Origin of the sequence: Oleiharenicola lentus (assembly GCF_051660365.1) — a bacterium.
GTDB classification, from domain to species: domain Bacteria; phylum Verrucomicrobiota; class Verrucomicrobiia; order Opitutales; family Opitutaceae; genus Lacunisphaera; species Lacunisphaera lenta_A.
Window position 1 is genome coordinate 264004 of sequence record NZ_JBOZXB010000003.1, and the last position, 19369, is coordinate 283372.

The window sequence follows — 19369 nt, forward strand, 5'->3', positions numbered from 1 at the left end:
GAGTTGCCCTCGGCTATATCTCCCTCTCTCTCGTTCGCTTGATCGCAGTTTAATGAACCGTCTAAGCAAAACGTCATTCGCATCGATGCTCTTCGCCGTCTTCGCGGCTCAGAGTTTCGCGTTGGACTGGCAAGTGAAAACGCTGACGTTCACGACCGTGCCATTTCAGGCCAAACAGGAAGTGCTGTTCGAGTTCCGCAATAACAGCTCGAAAGCGGTTACCATTCTCGACGTCCAAACCAACTGCGACTGCCTAGAGGCATCTGCCGATCAAAAAATCTACGCGCCGGGAACCGGCGGCGTCATCAAAGCCAACTACCGGGTTGGCGAACGCGCCGGACTCACCGAGCGCGGCATCGCTGTCGTGACCGATGAATCCCCGGAGCCCGTGCGCTTGCTCGTTCGGATCGAAGTGCCTGAGATTACCTCAATCGAACCACGTAACGTGAGTTGGAGAGTCAGTGCCGAAAATGCGGAGAAAATCATCGAACTGAAACCAGCGTCAGGACTCGAAATCCATTTTGCCGACGCCAAGGCCACCAACCCGTCATTCGAAGTGCGCTTGGAAATTGTGGAGCCGAACAAACATTACCGTCTGCACGTGAAGCCGGTCAGCACAGCCCAGCGCGCCAGTGCGGCGATCAGGATTTTCGGTCGCGAAAAATCTGGCCGCGATCTCATCGTGAGCGCTTACGCAATCGTTCAGTAATTCGTTACGCTCCGCGCGCCTCGCGGATTCATCCCGAAATTTTGCTTAACGATACAGCGCAGTGACCGGGGTGGCCGTGAGCACGTTGTATTGGCGCATCGCTAGACGCCACCAATCCGACAACTGCTCCGAGGGCTGCTTCCACAATTGTTCGTGCAGCCAAATCATCGACTCCGCATCGAGCAGCAGCGCCATCTTCTCGCGATGCGTCAGTTCAGCCGGTCCCTCCGACAAAAGGCGGCGGCGTAACTCTAGAAAATAAGAACGCACCGCGTGATTGCCTTCGCGCTGGCGAAGCAGCGACACGTGCACGGCATTCACATACGGATCCAACACGGCCTGCAGCAGCCCATAGTCATTTTGTAGCCGCGAAATCGGCTGCATGTGCCGGTAGCACTGCTCCATATGACGCTCCAAACGAATAAGCTCCGCTGGCGGCTGGGTTTCATCCGGGGTCAGAAAAAGCCCGAGTTCTTTGGCACGACGGCCAAAGCTCGCCTTGCCCAAGAAAATCGAAATCGGCGCGGCGAGCACCAGGCCGAGTAACACCGGGCTCAGCCACCAAAAAAACTTCGGCACGAGAATCAAGGCAGAGATGCCCCACACGAGACCAAACGCCATCTGGCCCGCGTGCGTGATGATTGCCTCGCGCCAGTCGGTGTCATCGCTCGCCTGCCGTTTCTGTGTCACCCACGCCACGCCTTGGCCGAGCAAAATGTAGAGCACGAATTTCGTGTTGAACATCATGTTAATCGGCGCGAGCAGCGCGGACGTGATAATCTCCAACACCGCGCTTAACATCAGCCGCCACGACCCGCCGTAAAGCGCCGCACGCTTGTTCTTAATTTCCAAGCCTACGCTGATAATTTTCGGGAGAAACAAAAGCAGCAGTGTGAATAAAAACAGCGCAAACGCCTCCGGCAATTCCACGCTGTAACCCCAAATATTGATGTAACTCGCCGGCGGGTGATTCGCATACGCGCCACTCGCGACCTCGCGGAACGTGTGAATGCTACTGATCATCAAAAACAACATCCAAAGCGGCGAGGACACATAGCCCATAATGCCCATCAGCAAATGCACGCGGTTCACCGGGTGAAATCCGCGCTCTGCCAACAGCCAACTATGTTGCATGTTACCCTGACACCAACGTCGGTCGCGCTTGGCACTATCGATCAAAGTCGGCGGGCCTTCCTCGTAACTTCCTTCGAGATCGTAAGCGAGCCACACGCCCCAGCCTGCGCGCCGCATCAAGGCAGCCTCGACGAAATCGTGACTTAAAATTCTTCCCCCAAACGGTTCGCGGCCCGGCAACTCCGGCAAACAACAATGATCGATAAACGGCGCGACACGAATGACTGCGTTGTGTCCCCAGAAATTACTTTCTCCCTGATGCCAATAATTCAAACCGGCGAGAAACAACGGACTGTAGAGACGATTCGAAAATTGCTGCAGGCGCGAATAAAGCGTCACGCCATTCACCACGCGCGGCGCCGTCTGCAAAATGCCGACCTTCGAATTCCGCTCCATCATCGCGACCATCTTGATCAGCGATTCGCCGGTCATGATGCTGTCGGCATCCAGCACCGCCATGTAACGGTATTTGCGTCCCCAACGACGGAGAAAGTCCGCGACGTTGCCGCTCTTTTTGTTAATCGAGATGCGACGCTTGCGATAAAAAATTCGCCCGAAACCGTTGAGCTGTTTGCAGAGTTCGACCCACGCGACCTCCTCCTGAATCCAATTATTCGGATTGTTCGAATCACTGAGGATGAAGAAGTCGAAATTTTCCAAGCGCCCTGACGTTTGCAGCGAACGATAGATCACGCGCAGGCCTTCGAACACGCGACTGGGATCTTCGTTGAACACGGGCATCACGATCGCCGTCGACGCGAGCGGCAGCGTGGCGATTTCTTCGCCGTCGATTGATTTCGAAATGCGATACGGATCGCCGCCGCGATTAATCACATAAAGTCCGAGCAGCGCAGTGCTAAAACCTGCGGCGATATTGGCGAAAAGAATCACGAACAATACCAGCACCACCCACTCGACTTCCGACATGCCGCCACGCCACAGCAAGTCGGCCATGAACCATGTCGCGAGACTTGTGAGCAAAAACGTGAGGGTGGAAAACGTGATGCGCCGGCGCCCGATGCGACTGCGATCCAATTTCTCGACAGTGAAAAAAGACGCCATGGTCAACGTGTCGCGAGAAACACCAACGCCAGGGTAGTGACAAACACGCCCCACAATAACACGACGCGGAGGATCGGCAGTTTATCCATGCTCGCGAGCACCTGGCCCGCAGCTTCCGTGATTACGCCGAGATCGATTTCACGCGGCACCATGCTGGAAATCGCCAGGTCCGGCCCGGCTTGAATGGAGCTGCGCTTCATCGCGTCCTTGAATTCTGCCGGCGTGTTTTGTTCGTCCAAAAATGCAAATGGCCAGCGCTGCGTGCCATCCGAGAGCAACAGGGCAACGCGTCCTTCAGCCGCGATTCGATCATGCGAAAGTTCTTTTTCGTCCAGCAAATCGCTGAACCATCCGTCCATTAACCGATCCGCTTCCTCGACCGCGAGCGTGACGGGATCGGCCGCGGGTTGCTGTTCATGACGCTGCGCGGCGGCGACCAGGATGCGTTGCAAGAGCCGACTCTGGTGCAGGCGATTATGCAGCCGGTGCGCGCGGAGATAATCTTCCACGCGAACGTAGGCCGCGTTCCACTGGTCAAGCGTGCCGGTGCGCGGGCGGAAGGAATTCAAGGATTCCAAAGATAGCTCCATGTTTCAGAGAGCACATGCTGGTCTTTACGCAGGAAGCAACGGAGTTCCACGTCACGCCCCAATAACTCAGGTTTTACTTCGAAAATGACCCGCCACGCGCCGGTGATGCTATTTTTATGCACCACGGTCGAACCTTGCTGCTTGGCGCCTTTGCCGATGTTTACCACGGCTTGAACCGCGGCGTTTTCGGGCAGCGATTTCAAGGCCGGACCTTCAAATTCGATCACGATACGGCGCACTTCCTTATTTTCCTTTCCGTCGATTGTCGCCGTGCGTGTAGATGCCACAAAGCCCGCCGGCGGACGTTTCTCGGGGTCGATCATCCAATGCAACCGATATTCAAATTCGATCGGCTCGCCCGGCTCTGGCAATTTCTCCGGCACCCAAAACGCAACGATGTTATCGCTAAACTCATCCGTGGTCGGAATTTCGACCAAACGCACGACGCCCTGGCCCCACTCGCCGACCGGCTCAACCCACACGCTCGGACGTTTGTGATAAAACGCTTCCAAGTCTTCGTAGTGTCCGAAGTCGCGATCACGCTGCATCAATCCGAAGCCGCGGGGATTTTTATCCACGAACGATGACAAGCGAACGCTCTTAGGATTATCGAGCGGCCGCCAGATCCATTCGCCGGCGCCGTTCTCGACAAGCAATCCGTCGGAATCGTGCACCTCGGGACGGTAATCGTTGCGCGACCAATTCGTATTCTCGCCGTGGGCATACATACTCGTCAGCGGAGCCAAGCCGATCACCTTGGGATTCTTCCGACAAAACACGACGGCCTTTACGTGCATCACGGTGCTCGGGCCGGGGATGATGGTGAACTGATACGCCCCCGCCATACTTTGACTGTCGAGCAATGCGTAGATCGTGAGGCTTTTGGCATTTGCATCGGGGCGCTCCACCCAAAATTCCTGAAACGCTGGAAACTCCTCGCCGCCCGGCTCGCCGGAATTCACCGCGAGGCCGCGCGCGGAGATTCCGTAGTGCTGGCCCACCCCAAGCGCGCGAAAATAACTCGCCCCGAGAAACGCGACGAGTTCGTCGTAATATTCTTTCGAATTAAGCTGCGAGTGGACGCGAAATCCCGCGAACCCAATATCCGTGGGCACGCGCCCGGTTTTACCCGTGCCGTAAGAAAAAAGCTTGGTCGAAAAATCCACGTGCGTCGCGTCTTTGCCGACGAGTTCATTGATCTGAACCGTATTGGTGAAGCCGCCTCCCGGATGGAAATACTGGAGATGAAACGGCAAATTTAAGCCCAGCCACGTTGCATGCCGTGGATCGAAACGGATTTCACGATGCTGGTCGTAAGTGTATTTCTGCAGCCACGACGGCACCGTCACCGGCTTCACCACATAAGGTTTTTCTGAAAGCGACTTGGCGCGGAAACGCAGGATTTCAAAATCGAATTTTTCCGACGCCCCAAGGGAAAGCCGTGAAGCCGTCGCCAAGCTCAAAGCGAAAAAGATGCGCCAGTGTTTTATCATGAACGGAAAAAGTTTTTTTGTTTCTCGGAGATCGGCAGCGCGGCTTTCTCCATCACTTGGAGCAAGTCCTCCCAGATCGCGCGTTTGGAACTGTTGCTCTGATTGCGCAAGATGTAGGACGGGTGATACGTCACCATGAGCGGTATGCCGTCGAACTCCTTCCAGCGTCCGCGCACCGCCCCCAGCGTCGGCACTGTGCCCAAGCCCAGCAATCCCTCGGCGGCAGTTTTTCCGAGTGCGACAATCAGCGTCGGCTTCACAATCTCGAGCTGCGCCCGTAAATACGGCAGGCAATAATTCATCTCTTCCGGTGTCGGTGGTCGGTTGCCGATTTGGACACCGCCGCCGGCCAATGCCATTTCGGGGCGCCAGTTCATGATGTTGCCGATGTAAACCTGTTCGCGTTTCAGTCCCATGCCTTGAATCATTTTCGTCAGCAACTGACCCGCAGCGCCGACAAAAGGTTCACCGACTATTTCCTCGTCTGCTCCCGGGGCTTCGCCACAGAAGAAAATCTGCGCGTCCAAACTCCCCACTCCGAGCACCACTTTTTTGCCCGGACGAACGTGTTCCTTGCACACCGGGTCATTCAAAACCAGGTCGCGTAGCGCCGCCCAACGCGTGGCCTTGTCACCTTCTGGGAGCACAACGACCGGAGCTTTCGTGGGAATCGGCGCACCCACGCGAACCGAAGCCGGAGTCGCCACCGGCACTCGGCGCTCCGCAAAAATCGCCGGAGCTTTCGCGGCCGGCTCTTCAGCTTTTAGCGGACGCTCGGCGGGTGCAAACGCAGCTGCGGCAGGCCGCACTTCGTCGGGCGCATCCTCAAAATCGTCCTGAAATTCGCTCACCACGACGCGTAATTCCGCCAAGCTTTCCTCGGTCACGCTCACCGTGCGCTGACCGCCTGCTTTGAGGCGGCGCAGTTCGTCAGTGAGAGCAATAAGTTGTTCGCGCGTGGCCACAGGTTATTTTGCAGTCAATTTTTCGACATACTTCGCAAGCAGGTCGAATTCCAAGTTCACCGCATCACCTGCTTTTTTGTCCTGCAAATTCGTGACTTCAAGCGTGTGCGGAATCAGCCAGACGGCGAATTCATCGCCCTGCACTTCCGCGACGGTCAGCGAGATCCCGTCGATCGCGATGCATCCCTTGTAAACGAGGTAGCGGGCAAATCCGCCCGGCGCCTTCACGCGCAGATAAAAATCATTCCCGCGTTTCTCGAATACCACCACGCGCCCCATCAGATCGACGTGACCCGTCACAAAATGCCCGCCCATCCGCGTGTCAGCGCGGACGCTTCGCTCCAAATTCACTTTGGAGCCCACCGCGAGTTGCGAGAAATTCGTGAGGCGGCGCGTCTCCTCCAGCACATCGAACCACAGGTTTTCCGCATCGAATTGCGTCACCGTTAGGCAGCAGCCGTTGACTGAAACACTATCGCCCAGTGCCACGTCCGACGAAACGACCTTTGCGGCGATGTGGAGTTTCCATGCATTGCCCATTTGGACAAATGCAGAGACCCGACCGGTTTCTTCGACAATTCCTGTAAACATAATCGCTTAAAAATTCAGACTGGGATCCGGGTCAAATCACCCTCGGAAATGCCACACAGCCCGCTTCCTGGTGCGGTTTGTCCGATTCCGTTCGAATGAGTTCCGAGGACGGCCCGAAATAACCTAAGCCCCTGCGGATGAACGCGGGGAATTGAGATGGACGGTGCGCGGTTATGTCTCAATGTGGAGGGTCTTATATCGATGGCCACTAACAGCAAAGACTACGACTTTCTCCAGATTGAACCGCATTGGCAATCTTTCTGGGAAAACACCAAGGCTTTCCGCGCGGAAAATAATTCCACGCTGCCCAAATACTACGTGCTCGACATGTTTCCCTACCCTTCGGGCGCAGGGTTGCACATCGGTCACCCCGAGGGCTACACGGCCACCGATATTCTCGCCCGCTACAAGCGCGCCCGCGGTTTCAATGTGCTGCATCCGATCGGCTGGGACGCGTTCGGCCTGCCCGCTGAACAACACGCGGTCAAAACCGGCACGCACCCGGCGACGAACACGCAGAACAACATCACAAATTTCCGCCGGCAGATCAAAGCGCTGGGCTTTTCCTACGACTGGGATCGCGAAGTCGATACGACCGACCCGAAATATTTCCGCTGGACGCAGTGGATTTTTCTCCAGCTCTTTAAAAAAGGCTTGGCCTACGTCGATGAGCGTCCCGTCTGGTGGTGCCCGGAATTGCGCACCGTTCTCGCGAACGAAGAAGTCGTCGACGGTAAATCCGAAGTCGGCGGTTTCCCCGTCGAGCGGCGCAATCTGCGTCAATGGGTGCTGCGCATCACGGCCTACGCCGAGCAGTTGATCGACGGCCTCAAAGACGTCGACTGGCCTGACTCGACGAAACGCATGCAAGAAGCGTGGATCGGCCGCAGCGAAGGCGCGGAAGTCACGTTCAAACTCGAAACCGCCGGACTCGGTGACTTGAAGATTTTCACGACGCGTCCGGACACGCTGTTTGGTTGCACGTATATGGTGATCGCGCCTGAGCACCCGCTCGTGAATTCGCTGACCCTTCCCGAGCAACGCGACGCCGTCGAAACCTACCGCAAAAAAGCCGCGAGCAAGAGCGACCTTGAGCGCACCGATCTCGCGAAAGACAAGAGCGGCGTGTTTTCCGGCAGCTACGCGATCAATCCGATCAACGGCGCGCGCGTGCCCATCTGGATCGCCGATTACGTGCTCATGGGCTACGGCACCGGCGCGATCATGGCCGTGCCCGCGCACGACGAACGCGATTGGGAGTTTGCCCAACTTTACCAGCTCCCGACTCCGCGCGTCATCGCGGGCGAAACGGGCGACGAGACGCTCCCTTACACCGGCGACGGCAAAGTCATTAACTCCCCCGGTTACGACGGTCTTTCCTGGCCTGAAGCGAAAAAGAAAATCACCGCCGACCTCGCCGCGCGCGGCGTGGGCAAAGGCACGATTAATTACAAACTCCGCGACTGGTTGTTCTCGCGCCAACGCTATTGGGGCGAACCGTTCCCGATCGCGTGGGTGAGCAAGGAAGATTACGCGCGGGCGGCAAAATTCCGCCGGGATTTACCGGTGTCCCCCGTGACGTTCATCGAGAACGGCATCACGCAATACGCGTTGCCGATTCCTGACGCAGCGCTCCCGCTCGTATTACCCGACGTGCAATCGTATTTGCCTAGCGGCAACGGCGAAAGCCCGCTCGCCAACGAAACTGCATGGCTCGAAATCTGGCTCAACGCCGAGAGCGGTGCATCGGTGCCCGCGACGGAAGCGAAACCCGCAGGCGACGCGTGGGTGCGCGCTCGCCGCGAGACGAACACCATGCCGCAATGGGCCGGCTCGTGCTGGTATTACCTGCGTTATCTCGATCCCCGTAATCCCGATGCGCTGGCCTCGAACGAGGCGCTGAAATACTGGGACGTTCCCGATCTCTACGTCGGCGGCGCCGAGCACGCCGTGTTGCATCTCCTCTACGCGCGTTTCTGGCACAAGGTGCTGTTCGATCTCGGCGTCGTGCCGCAGAGCGAGCCGTTTAAGAAGCTGTTTCACCAAGGCATCATTCTCGGCGAAGACGGCGTGAAGATGTCGAAGAGTCGCGGCAACGTCGTGAACCCTGACGATATCATCGCAAGCTACGGCGCGGATGCATTGCGCTTGTATCTGATGTTCCTCGGGCCGCTCGAAGCGATGAAGCCGTGGAATCCGCAAGGCATTGAGGGCGTCTATCGCTTTCTCCGCAAAGTCTGGCGCGAGTGCATCACCGAAGAAGGCGCGGTCAACCCGCGCATCTCCGACACTGCGACGCTCTCTGCCGATGCAGAAAAAGTCCTGCACGAGACCATCAAGAAAGTCGGCGAAGACATCGAAGGCATGCGCTTCAACACCGCCATTTCACAAATGATGATTTTGCTCAATGCGCTGCAAAAAGAACCTGCTCTCCCGCGGGCCACGGTGCGCGATTTACTGCGGCTTCTCGCGCCGTTCGCTCCCCATATTTGCGAAGAGCTCTGGGCACGCACGGGTGAAACCGGCTCGGTCATGGCTGCCGGGTGGCCTACCTACGATGCGGCCAAACTCGTCGCCACCTCGCTGAAGATCGTTATCCAGGTTAACGGCAAACATCGGGGCGAGCTCACCGTAGGGGTCGACGCAACGGACGCAGAAATCCTCGCATTAGCCTCCACAAATGCAAAAATTCTGCCCTATTTGGCAGATAAGCCGCTCAAACGAAGCGTTTACGTAAAAAATCGCCTCATTAACCTGATTGTTTGAAATTTCCGTAATTATCTAGGTAACGAGAAAAAGCCTTGAACTAGGGTTTATTCCCTATTCTTTTCGTTGGGTTGCCGCTCCGTTGCAATTAACCATCCGAATTTACCAATCGCCATGAAAACCAGCCTCGTTCGCCTCTTCGTTGCCAGCCTCGCCGCTGCAATTGCGTTGGCTCCTGAAGCATTTGCTCAGCGCCAATTGGGTAAGAAAAAAGGCCCAACCAGCAAAATTTATTTAGCTGAAGCCAAAGGCGAATCGCAGATTCAATCCGACGGTCAAGTTTTCACCGCAAAACAGGCGACCGCGTTTGACGCTCCCGGCACCGTGATCGAGACAAAAAGCGACTCGAACAATGCCTTCGTCTATTCTAACGGCACCGGCATGTTTGTTGATCACGACACCCGCATCGAGATCGACCGTTTTGTTCAGGAACCCTTTAAACCAGAACGCGCAACTCCGTCGGATCGCCCGATCGAACCCTCGGTTTCGCAAAGTGACGTATTTGTCGCTCGCGGCGCCGTCGGTCTTTGCACGAGCGAATTTGTCTCCGGCAGTTCGATGAACTACGGCACACCGCAAGCCGGTATCAACATTCGCGGCGGTCGCATGTCCATCGAAGCGACTCCCGAGGAAACGATTGTGGATCTCCTCGAAGGCGATATCACGGTGCGCGGAGGCGAGCGTGACATCGGTGGTCAAGTGCTGCGTGCCGGTGAACGCGCGGTGATTCGCCCGAGCCTCACGGGGGCTGCACCCACCGTCACCATCATGCAGATTCCGGAGGAAGCCCGGAAGGTCGTCGATGAACGGGTCGCCATCGCTTGTAACGCCCGCAAGACGGTCACTTTCGACGTCATTGAGAAAAAATCCGCATTCGGGCCCGATGGAGACAACAGCACCCCGGTAGCCAATTCCAATTCCGCAACTGGGCAGACCCCGGATGTCGCAGTCGATGAGCTTCCTTCCGATCAAGAAATTGTCGTCCGTCCGACTGTGCCGGCCAATCTTCCGACCAACGTGGTGGTCAGCGCAGATCGCCTGCCCGGCACCTGAGTAATTTTCTTTCGCGCGATTGTGAATTTCGTCCTCAAGACCCGTCTATTGCTTCTGGTCGCTGCCTTTTGGGTAGCGTCGTCGCCCGCCTGGGCACTCTTGAACATCGACGGTTCGCGTAACCAGGTCTTTGTCTTCGGTAGCGTCACGTTCGGTTACAGTTCGAATATTTTCTCGGAATCCTCGAATCGTGGCGATTACACTACGAGCGCTGCAGTCGGGGTGGAACTCAAGCGCCGCGCCGGGATTATTGCGGTAAACTCGACCTTTACCCTGACGTATCAGGGATACGCAGAATACTCCGATCAGAGCTCTTGGAATCCAAGTTTCTATATTGAGTTCAACAAGACCACGGGACGCACGACCGGTGCATTTACAATCAATGCATTTCGCGAAAGCCGCGCCGACAGCGTTCTTAACACCCGCACCAGTTCGTGGAATTTTCCGCTCGGCCTGAACGTCAAGTATCCGATCAACGACAAGCTTTACGTCACTTCTTCCACGACTTACTTGCGCCGGGAATACATCGACGTCGCCGTGCTTTCCAATCTCACCGATTACTCCGAAAGCGTAGATCTTTTCTACACCCGCAACGAGAAGCAGCAATGGCTCGCGGGCTACCGTATTCGCGTTTCCCAAAACGATTTCACGGGCGACAGTTACGATCACTGGTTCAACGTTGGCATCATGGAGCAAATTCTCGCGAAGCTGCATGGTTCGTTGCGCTTCGGTTATCAGATCCGCAACACCACCCGGCCGCGCGAAACGTTCGACCAGTTTAATATTGTCGCTTCGCTCAACTGGCCCGTTACGCGCAAATTCGCCCTCGGCAGCCAGATCAGCCGTGATTTCAACACGATCGCAACCGGTGCCACCGTCGAATCGACCTCCATCTCCCTCAAAGGCGATTACACGTTTAACCGAAAGTTTAACATGGATGCGAGCGTAGCTTACGGTCGCAACGTGTTCCTTGGCAGCTTACAGCCCTTCCGCCGTGACGATTTTTTCACGTGGGATATCGGGGCCAATTACAAGTTTAACGAACATCTGCGCGTCGGCGCGAGCTACACCTATTATCGCAACTGGTCCACCGTTGACCTCTCGGACTTCGTGCGCCGTGGCTTCTCGGTTGATATCTCCAGCCGTTACTAATTTCCACCTATGAAAACCTCCCGTAAATTCGTGATTTTTCTCACCGCTTTGGTGATTGGAAACTTGCTGCCTGCGCAAACGCAGCCCGCTGTAAAATCTGAAAAAAAGAGCTACGTTCACACGCTTAGCCTCGCTGACCGCGTGCGCATCGGGGTCTTCCAGGAGGACGAACTCACCACGACCCAGCGCATCGACGCCCGTGGCAAGATCAACCTCCCGCTCCTTGGCGAAATCGCATTGGGCGGAATGACGGTGGTCGAGGCCCAAGCCGCGATCGAAAATGCCTACAAAGAAGGCCGCTTCCTTCGCAATCCGCAGGTCACCGTGAATGTCGAAGAATATGCCATTCGCGAAGTATCGATCCAAGGTCAGGTTGGTAATCCCGGTCGTTATCAACTGCCGATCGAATCGACTTGGACCGTCGTGGAACTTGTCACCAAAGCCGGCGGCGTGAAAGATATCGGCAAAGGCAATTCCGTCACGATCACCCGAATTCTTCCAGACGGCAGCAAGAAGGTTTTCACCGTCGACGTGGACAGCCTGATCAAAGGCAAAAAAGGAAACAAGGAAGACGACAACAACTTCCTCCTCCAAGCCGGCGATAACGTTTACGTGCCAGAGCGTCTGATCTAATTTCCCCATGGCTTCCACTGACCTACTTCCAGCATCCCCTTCTGCGGGGAAAAACTCCGGCCCTTCGTTGCATGGCAACGACAGCCAAATCGTGGAACGCCGCTCACTTCGCGACTACTACGTCATCCTTCGCGAGCGCCTCTGGATTGCGTTGCCCGTCGCACTGCTCGTCGCCCTTTCCTACGGCTACTACAAAGCACAGGAAACACCTAAATTTTCCGCGCAGGCCACGATGCAATTCGAGCGCGGCGAACGCGTCGTGCAAATCGAACAAGTCGTCGATACCACCGTCCGCTCCGAACTCGATCTCAACACTTACATCAAGACTCTCGAAAGCGCCAAGCTTCGCAAAATGGTGTCCGAGTCGCTCACGCCGGATGAAATCAAAATCCTCCAACGGCCCTACCTCAAGGATCTGGCTCCAGGCGCAAGCCTGCCCACTGCCGGCGAACTCGTGGGTGACGTCGCCATCGGCTCCATCCGCAATAGTTTCCTGATCAGCATCACCGCGATCAATCGCGATGCCGAAGGTGCCGCGCTCATCTCGAATCGCTACGTAGCCCAGTTCATGCGCTACCTTTTCGAATATTCCGGCGGAAAAAACGATACCGCCATCGAATACTTGCGCACCCGCAGCGAAGAGTTGCGCAAAGAATCTGAGGCCGCTGAAGGGCGCCTCCAGGAATACCGCCGCAAGCACAACCTCGTCTCGCTCGATAACAGCGTTAACATCGTCAACGACCGCCTCAAAGCAATCTACGGCGCTCTGACCAGTGCCCGCCTCAACCGTTTGGACGTGGAGACCCTGATCGCGCAAATCACGAAGATGCAGCAAGACAACGGCAACCTGCTCGAAATTAACTATATTTCCAGCTACGGAAGCATTCCGTCACTCAAGAGCCAGCTCTCCGATCTCAACCGCAATCAATCCATCTACAGCGAGCGCTACCTTGAGCGTCACCCCAAGATGGTCGACATCGCCAACTCGATTGACGTGGTTAACGGCCAAATTAACCGAAACATCGAACAATCGATCGCGGATCTGCGCACCAACTATATCAAACTGCAGGAAACCGAATCCGCCTACCAAAAGGAATACGACGAAGCCAGCCGCGACCAACTGCGTCTCGGTGAACTCTCCGTCGATTTCAAGAGCTTGGAGAACCAAGCCCAGGTTCATAAGAGTAATTATATCCAGCTCCTCGACCGCCTGAATCAGACCACGACGTCAAAGGATCTCGATAACATCCCGGTCAAGCCGCTCGATCCGGCCGTTCAGCCCGGCGGCCCGTTCACGCCGAATCTGAATAACATTATCAAAACCAGCTCCCTACTCGGCCTGCTCGTATTTGCCGGCGTGGCCGTGGGTCTGAGCTTTCTCGACGATCGCGTAAAAAGCGCGTGGGACATCGAAGGGTTTATCGGCGCTAATCTTCTCGGCATCATTCCGGAATTGGATGACGTGCCCGACACCGAGAAGCATTCGCTCGTCAACAGCAACCGCACCTCACCTGGCTCGGAAGCATTTCTCAGCGTTTACAGCGCCGTGAAAATCCAGTCTCGCCTGGATTTCCCGAAGTCGATCTTGGTGACGTCTACGATTCCCGGCGAGGGCAAGACGATGATCAGCTGCAATCTGGCGGCCTCGTTCGCCCGCCACGGCAAACGCGTTCTCATCATCGATTGCGATATGCGCCGTCCGATGCTTCACCGCCATTTCAAATTGACCAACGAAGTCGGCTTGATCGCCTGGTTTGAAGCCGGTGCCAACATTCCGGAAGATCCTTTCACCGACGAAGCGCTTGGCTTCACCAAGGTTGACGAAAACCTTTACCTCCTGCGTTCCGGTGGCCGCTCGAAGAGCCCGACCGAGTTGCTCGAAACCCAAGTCTTCGGTCAGTTCATCGAAGCGATGAAAACTCATTTTGATCTTATCGTGATCGATTCGCCGCCGATGGGTGCCGTGACCGATTCGCTCCTCATCTCGGAGCGCACCGACGAAGTCCTTTACGTTTGCCGCTTCAATCGCGCTTATCGCAAACACATCCGTCTTTACATCAAACAGCTCCGCGAAAGCAAAAACGAGTTGCTCGGCATCGTGCTCAACGGGCTCTCCGCTCGCCGCATCGAGTATTACTCGAACTACCGCTACTACCGCAGCTACAAGAAATATTACGGCTCTCAGTCGTAATTCATTCCTCTCTCAAAGCCGCGCTTTATCGCGCGGCTTTTTTATTGCGAGGAGCCTGCTTGCCCACTCCGCAACGGCCCTGCAACCTGTCCTCCATGTTGTCCGCTTTTCTTCCCGCCGATTTCGATGCTCGCCGCCCCGTCGCGCTCATCGCCGGGCGCGGCTCATATCCAGTCATCACGGCCGCCGCGATTCGTCGTGCCGGCGTGCCACTGAGGCTCATCGCGATGGACGACGAAACCAGCGCGGAACTCATCGCGAGTTTCCCGGAAAACGAACGCGTCACCATCAACGTCGGCCAAGTCGGCAAGATGCTCGATTCGCTGAAAAAATTCGGCGCCGGCTACGCATTGATGGCCGGTCAGGTTAAGCCCAAAAAACTCTTCCACGGTCTCACGCCGGACCTCAAAGCGGCGGCAATCCTCTTCCGCCTCAAACGTCGCAATGCCGAAACGATCTTCGGTGCTATCGCGGAGGAGATCGAAAAAATTGGCGTCACGCTACTCGACGCTCGCGCCTTTATCGATGACCATATGGCTTCCGCCGGCGCGATGAACGGCAAACTGCCAACTGACGACGAATACCTCCAGCACGGCATCACGATCGCCCGCGAAATCGCTCGCCTCGACATCGGCCAAGGCTGTGTCGTGCGCAAGGGCACCGTCCTCGCCGTCGAAGCCTTCGAAGGCACCGACGACATGCTGCGCCGCGCCGGCACGTTCAAAACCGACGAGACGCTTTTCGTGAAAACCGTGAAAGTGAAACAAGACTTCCGCTTCGACGTGCCGGTTTTCGGTCTGCGCACGCTCGAAACGATGAAAGAATCCGGCATCGCCGCCGCCGCACTTGAAGCCGGCAAAGTCATCGTGCTAGAGAAGCCCGCCGTGCTGAAACAGGCCCGCGCCTACGGGATCGCGCTGCACGGGTTTTGATCGTCGGCGTCGCCCACACATTTTGAGCCACTTGCACTTTTTTCTCCCGCGCACACGCTTTTCCCATGCCCGCTGATATCGTCGAAGTTTCCATCAAAGGCCTTATGCCCACGGCCAACGGCTGCGCCGTGTTCCTCGGCAACGACGAGAAAGTCTTCGTAATCTACGTCGATCCCAGCGTCGGCAGCGCGATTTCCATGACGATCAACGGCGTGAAAAAAGAACGCCCGCTCACCCACGATCTCATCGGCCACATTTTTCTCGGATTCGAAATCGCCCTTGAGCGCATCGTCATCAACGACGTCAACGATGGCACTTATTTCGCCCGTGTAATCCTGCACATGCAGAACGAACTCGGCCGCAAATTTCTCGAACTCGATGCCCGTCCTAGCGATTCCATCGTTCTCGCGCTCCAACAAAAGCGTCCGATTTTCGTCGCGCGCAAAGTCTTCGATGTCGTCGAAGACATGACCGAGATTCTCGAGCGCGTCCTGAAGCAGCAAAAGGACGAGCCCAAGGAAGAAGATCCCGACCAGTGAGCCGATGAACACGGCTTCCCGTCAACTTCCGGAGCGCCTCATCGCCGGTCAATCACTCACGGCGCTCGCGCCGATGCAGGATGTGACCGACCTCCCTTTCATGCGGGTGGCGGCACACTACGGCGCACCGGATTATTATTTCACTGAGTTCTTCCGCGTTCACGGCCAGTCGCGTCCCGAGAAACATATTCTTCGCTCCATCACCGAAAATAAAACCGGACGTCCCGTCTTCGCCCAACTCATCGGCGAAGAGATTCATCACATGGTGCGCACCGTGAAAGATCTGCTACAATATCCGGTCGCCGGCATCGATCTGAACATGGGGTGTCCCGCTCCGAAGATTTACAAGAAAAACGTCGGCGGCGGCCTGTTGCGTGACCCGAACAAAATCGACGAACTCATTGGCTCGATGCGCGATGCGATTCCCGGTCTTTTCACGGTGAAAATGCGAATCGGTTTCGACTCCACAGAGAACTACGACCGCATCCTCGAACTCATCAACAAGCACGGCATCGATTTGCTGAGTGTTCACGGCCGCACCGTAAAGGAAGGTTATCGTAGCGAGGTGCATTACGATTTTATCGGCCATGCCGCGCGCACCGTGCGTTGCCCGGTCCTCGCCAACGGCAACGTGCTCTCCGCGGAGAAAGCCGCCGCGGTGCTTCAGGAAACCGGCGCTGCCGGTGTGATGATTGGCCGTCACGCCATCCGCAATCCGTGGATTTTTCTTCAGACCCGTCAAAAATTAGCCGGTCAGCCGGTCGCGCAAATCACCCTCGCGCAAGTGCGCGAATACGTCGACCGCCTCTATCGCGAAACCCACACGCCCGATATTCCCGAAGCCGCGCACGTCGCGAAGATGAAGAAATACCTGAATTTCGTCGGCCAGAGCGTGGATCCGACCGGCGCGTTTCTTTACGACATGCGGCGCGCCATGACCGAAGCGCAACTTTTTGCAGTGTGCGACCGCCATCTCCTCAGCGAGCCCGCCAAGATTTTCTCCGACGAACCTTACCCCGGCATCATCGCGCGCCCGAATTGCGAGACGCCCGCCGACAGCTGCTCGCTCGACACTATTACCGCGTGACGAAACGCGTTATTCCAAGCCGAGCGTTTTGCGACCGACTTCGGAAATCATCTGCGGAGCCCATTGCGGATCCCAGACGATGTGAACCTTGGCTGATTCAACCGTCGGCAATCCCGCGATTTTAGAGCGCGCATCTTCCGCAATAACCGGACCCATGCCACAGCCCGGCGCGGTTAAAGTCATTTTAACCTCAACGTTGTGCTGGCCAGTCGGACTTTTTTCCACAGCGAGGTCGTAAACCAGACCGAGATCTACGATGTTCACCGGAATCTCCGGGTCGAAACAGGTCTTTAATGTGTCCCACACGAGCTGTTCGCTGAACTCTCCTACTGCCGCCGCCTTCGTCTCCGGCTGCAGCACGAAGCCGCCAATTGCGTCGATGTGCTCACGCGCAATCCGAAACAATCCTTGATCGGTGCGCACGGTGACATTTCCGCCGAGCGTCTGCGTAATATAAACCTCCGCGCCGGTCTTCAGCGTGGCAGGATCACCTGCGGGGATCAGCGTGGCGGGGCAATCTTTGGTAAGCGTGTAGTTTTGGTTCACGGAGATGATTAGTTAAGACGAAGATTAAACGGCAAACGCGCATACAGGCCGCGCGGGTCATTGTATTTGTTGAGTGATTCCATTTCCTGCGTCGCCTGTTTCACCAACGCACCGACCGGCCCCGCGAACGCTTGTTCGCGACGTTTTCCTTCGATCGCATCACGTAACGACTCCGCAAAATCACGGCGGCGCGGGTATTCACTGACGCGAAAATCTTCACCCAGACCGGCTTTTTCGGCCGCGTAACTAATCGCATCCGATAACCCGCCGAGCTGATCCACTAAACCGAGTTTAAGCGCCTCGGCTCCCGACCACACCCGACCCTGCGCGATTTCTTCCACGACCTTGCGGTCGAGTTTTCGCGCATCGACGACCTTCGTGAGGAATTGATCGTAAACCCAATCCACCATGCCCTGGAAGAGCGCGAGTTCCTCCGGAGTTTTCGGGCGCACAACAGTTGTGAGATCGGCGAATTTTCCGGTCTTAACCGTATCGAAAGTTAGTCCAATCTTGTCCGTCGCGAGGCCTTGGAAATTCAGGAACATGCCGAACACGCCGATTGATCCCGTGATCGTCGTTGGTTCGGCGAAAATGCGATCTGAAGCCGTGGAAATCCAATAACCGCCCGAAGCTGCAAGCGAACCCATCGAGACGACGATGGGGATTTTTTCGTTAATCAACCGCACTTCACGCAAAATTTCCTCTGAAGCACTCACGCTGCCACCGGGACTGTTCACACGCAGCACCAACGCTTTCACGCCGCTGTCCTCACGCACCTGGCGCAGTAGTCGCGCCACCCGCGCGCCGTAAACATAACCCTCATCATTGCCGTCGCCGTCGACGATTTCGCCTTCCGCATAGACGATGGCGATTTTGCCACGGCCGCCGGACGCAATTTCAATTTTTCCTTCATTGATGCGTTTGCCTTCGACGCCGTTATGCGAAACGAGTCGGGAATATTCCTTCAACGAAACCTGTCTGAACGGATCGTTCGAACCCTTGCGGCCCGTTTCCGCTTTGAGTTCGGCGAGCACTTCGTCGAGGTAAGCCACGCGGTCGACGACCTTCAATTCCTTCGCCTGCTCGCCGCGTAAAAACCCTTTTTCGTCAGCCACTTTTTGCAACGTGCCAGCCGGCAATTTGCGGGCGTCTTCGATCGAAGCGGTCAATTCGCCCCACACATCGTCGAGCAACTTCTGCGTCTGTGCGCGATTTTCAGGACTCATATCCTTGCGCGTAAACGGCTCGACCGCGCTCTTGTATTTGCCGACGCGGGTGACTTGCACGCCGATGCCGAACTTTTCAAACGCGCCGGTGAGAAACATCGGCTGCGAAGCAAGGCCCGGCGCGGCGACAAATCCGTAGGGATTAAGCACCAGTTCGCTTGCCACAGACGCGACGTAGAGGTCGCGCGTGTCGGCATTCTCAAGGTAGGCTTTGACCGGCTTGCCAGACGCTTTGAAGGTTTCGATGGCCGCGCGCATTTCCTTGAGCGCCGCGTAACCGGAACCGTAACCCATCGGACGATTCGAACCGGTGATATAAAGACCTTTGATTTCGCTATCCTTCGATGCGGCCTGAAGAGCGCGCGTGACTTCGCGCAATTGCAGACGTTGCGGCGCGCTGCCGCCAAAAATTTCCGCGAACTCCTCCAAGCCGTCGGCCTGCGCGGGCGAATCCTGGATATTGGCGGACAAATCGAGCACCAGGTAAGAGTTGTCCTGCACCATCACGGGTTTCTTTTGCCCCATCGCGGCAATCGCGGCGATCAACAGGAAAAACATCAAGCACGCGCCAATCAGGAAAACAATCAGTGCGCTCAGGGTGGCGAAGAAAGACGTGAAAAAGTTCTTCATGGCCTCGGAAGCTAGGCAACACCCCCGCTACAGCCAGCGAAAAGCGATTGCTGGCACGTGACTTGGACAA

General features: G+C 56.4%; 16 protein-coding genes. 9 read left to right on the forward strand and 7 right to left on the reverse strand.

Annotation, left to right across the window (positions count from 1 at the left end; genetic code table 11):
• Positions 1 to 85 precede the first annotated feature (85 nt).
• Positions 86 to 709, forward strand: coding sequence for a DUF1573 domain-containing protein (locus tag ACRRQW_RS20485; protein WP_438483489.1), 624 nt, complete (start codon positions 86 to 88; stop codon positions 707 to 709).
• Positions 710 to 754: 45 nt separating this feature from the next.
• Here the strand turns inward: ACRRQW_RS20485 and mdoH are convergent, their stop codons facing one another.
• From mdoH to ACRRQW_RS20510, 5 genes are read right to left on the reverse strand one after another with little or no spacing between them, the layout of a single operon-like run.
• Positions 755 to 2905, reverse strand: coding sequence for a glucans biosynthesis glucosyltransferase MdoH (gene mdoH / locus ACRRQW_RS20490; protein WP_438483490.1), 2151 nt, complete (start codon positions 2903 to 2905; stop codon positions 755 to 757).
• 2 nt (positions 2906 to 2907) lie between these two features.
• A complete protein-coding gene (locus ACRRQW_RS20495; RefSeq protein WP_438483491.1) occupies positions 2908 to 3474 on the reverse strand; it encodes a hypothetical protein in 567 nt (188 codons plus the stop codon).
• A complete protein-coding gene (locus ACRRQW_RS20500) occupies positions 3471 to 4988 on the reverse strand; it encodes a glucan biosynthesis protein (RefSeq protein WP_438483492.1) in 1518 nt (505 codons plus the stop codon). Before ACRRQW_RS20500 ends, ACRRQW_RS20495 begins: the two co-directional genes overlap by 4 nt.
• Positions 4985 to 5953 carry a uracil-DNA glycosylase gene (locus ACRRQW_RS20505; protein ID WP_438483493.1) on the reverse strand — a complete coding sequence of 323 codons (969 nt, stop codon included), beginning with the start codon at positions 5951 to 5953 and terminating at the stop codon, positions 4985 to 4987. Before ACRRQW_RS20505 ends, ACRRQW_RS20500 begins: the two co-directional genes overlap by 4 nt.
• A 3-nt stretch (positions 5954 to 5956) precedes the next feature.
• Positions 5957 to 6544 (reverse strand): riboflavin synthase, encoded by a 588-nt coding sequence (locus ACRRQW_RS20510; RefSeq protein WP_438483494.1) that lies wholly within the window; start codon positions 6542 to 6544, stop codon positions 5957 to 5959.
• Between the two features lie 201 nt (positions 6545 to 6745).
• Here ACRRQW_RS20510 and leuS point away from each other — a divergent pair, with 201 nt between their 5' ends.
• The 8 genes from leuS (at position 6746) to ACRRQW_RS20550 (ending at position 16897) form a co-directional block, all read left to right on the forward strand.
• Positions 6746 to 9310: a leucine--tRNA ligase gene (leuS, locus tag ACRRQW_RS20515; protein ID WP_438483495.1), complete on the forward strand. Its 2565-nt coding sequence runs from the start codon at positions 6746 to 6748 to the stop codon at positions 9308 to 9310.
• 114 nt (positions 9311 to 9424) lie between these two features.
• Positions 9425 to 10363, forward strand: a complete 939-nt coding sequence (locus ACRRQW_RS20520; RefSeq protein WP_438483496.1) for a hypothetical protein — start codon at positions 9425 to 9427, stop codon at positions 10361 to 10363.
• Positions 10364 to 10384: 21 nt separating this feature from the next.
• Complete coding sequence (locus ACRRQW_RS20525; protein WP_438483497.1) at positions 10385 to 11515, forward strand: outer membrane beta-barrel protein; 1131 nt, start codon at positions 10385 to 10387, stop codon at positions 11513 to 11515.
• 9 nt (positions 11516 to 11524) lie between these two features.
• Positions 11525 to 12148, forward strand: a complete 624-nt coding sequence (locus tag ACRRQW_RS20530; RefSeq protein ID WP_438483498.1) for a polysaccharide biosynthesis/export family protein — start codon at positions 11525 to 11527, stop codon at positions 12146 to 12148.
• 7 nt (positions 12149 to 12155) lie between these two features.
• On the forward strand, positions 12156 to 14339 hold the full coding sequence (locus ACRRQW_RS20535; protein ID WP_438483499.1) for a GumC family protein: 2184 nt from the start codon (positions 12156 to 12158) through the stop codon (positions 14337 to 14339).
• 95 nt (positions 14340 to 14434) lie between these two features.
• Complete coding sequence (locus ACRRQW_RS20540; RefSeq protein ID WP_438483500.1) at positions 14435 to 15271, forward strand: LpxI family protein; 837 nt, start codon at positions 14435 to 14437, stop codon at positions 15269 to 15271.
• Between the two features lie 65 nt (positions 15272 to 15336).
• Entirely contained in the window at positions 15337 to 15810 is a 474-nt protein-coding gene (locus tag ACRRQW_RS20545) for a bifunctional nuclease family protein (protein ID WP_438483501.1), read from the forward strand.
• A 4-nt stretch (positions 15811 to 15814) separates the two neighbouring features.
• Positions 15815 to 16897: a tRNA dihydrouridine synthase gene (locus tag ACRRQW_RS20550; protein WP_438483502.1), complete on the forward strand. Its 1083-nt coding sequence runs from the start codon at positions 15815 to 15817 to the stop codon at positions 16895 to 16897.
• 9 nt (positions 16898 to 16906) lie between these two features.
• Here the strand turns inward: ACRRQW_RS20550 and sufT are convergent, their stop codons facing one another.
• Positions 16907 to 17443 (reverse strand): putative Fe-S cluster assembly protein SufT, encoded by a 537-nt coding sequence (gene sufT, locus ACRRQW_RS20555; protein WP_438483503.1) that lies wholly within the window; start codon positions 17441 to 17443, stop codon positions 16907 to 16909.
• 8 nt (positions 17444 to 17451) lie between these two features.
• The gene (sppA, locus tag ACRRQW_RS20560; RefSeq protein WP_438483504.1) at positions 17452 to 19299 is read right to left on the reverse strand and encodes a signal peptide peptidase SppA; all 1848 of its coding nucleotides are present in this window, start codon (positions 19297 to 19299) and stop codon (positions 17452 to 17454) included.
• Positions 19300 to 19369 lie beyond the last annotated feature (70 nt).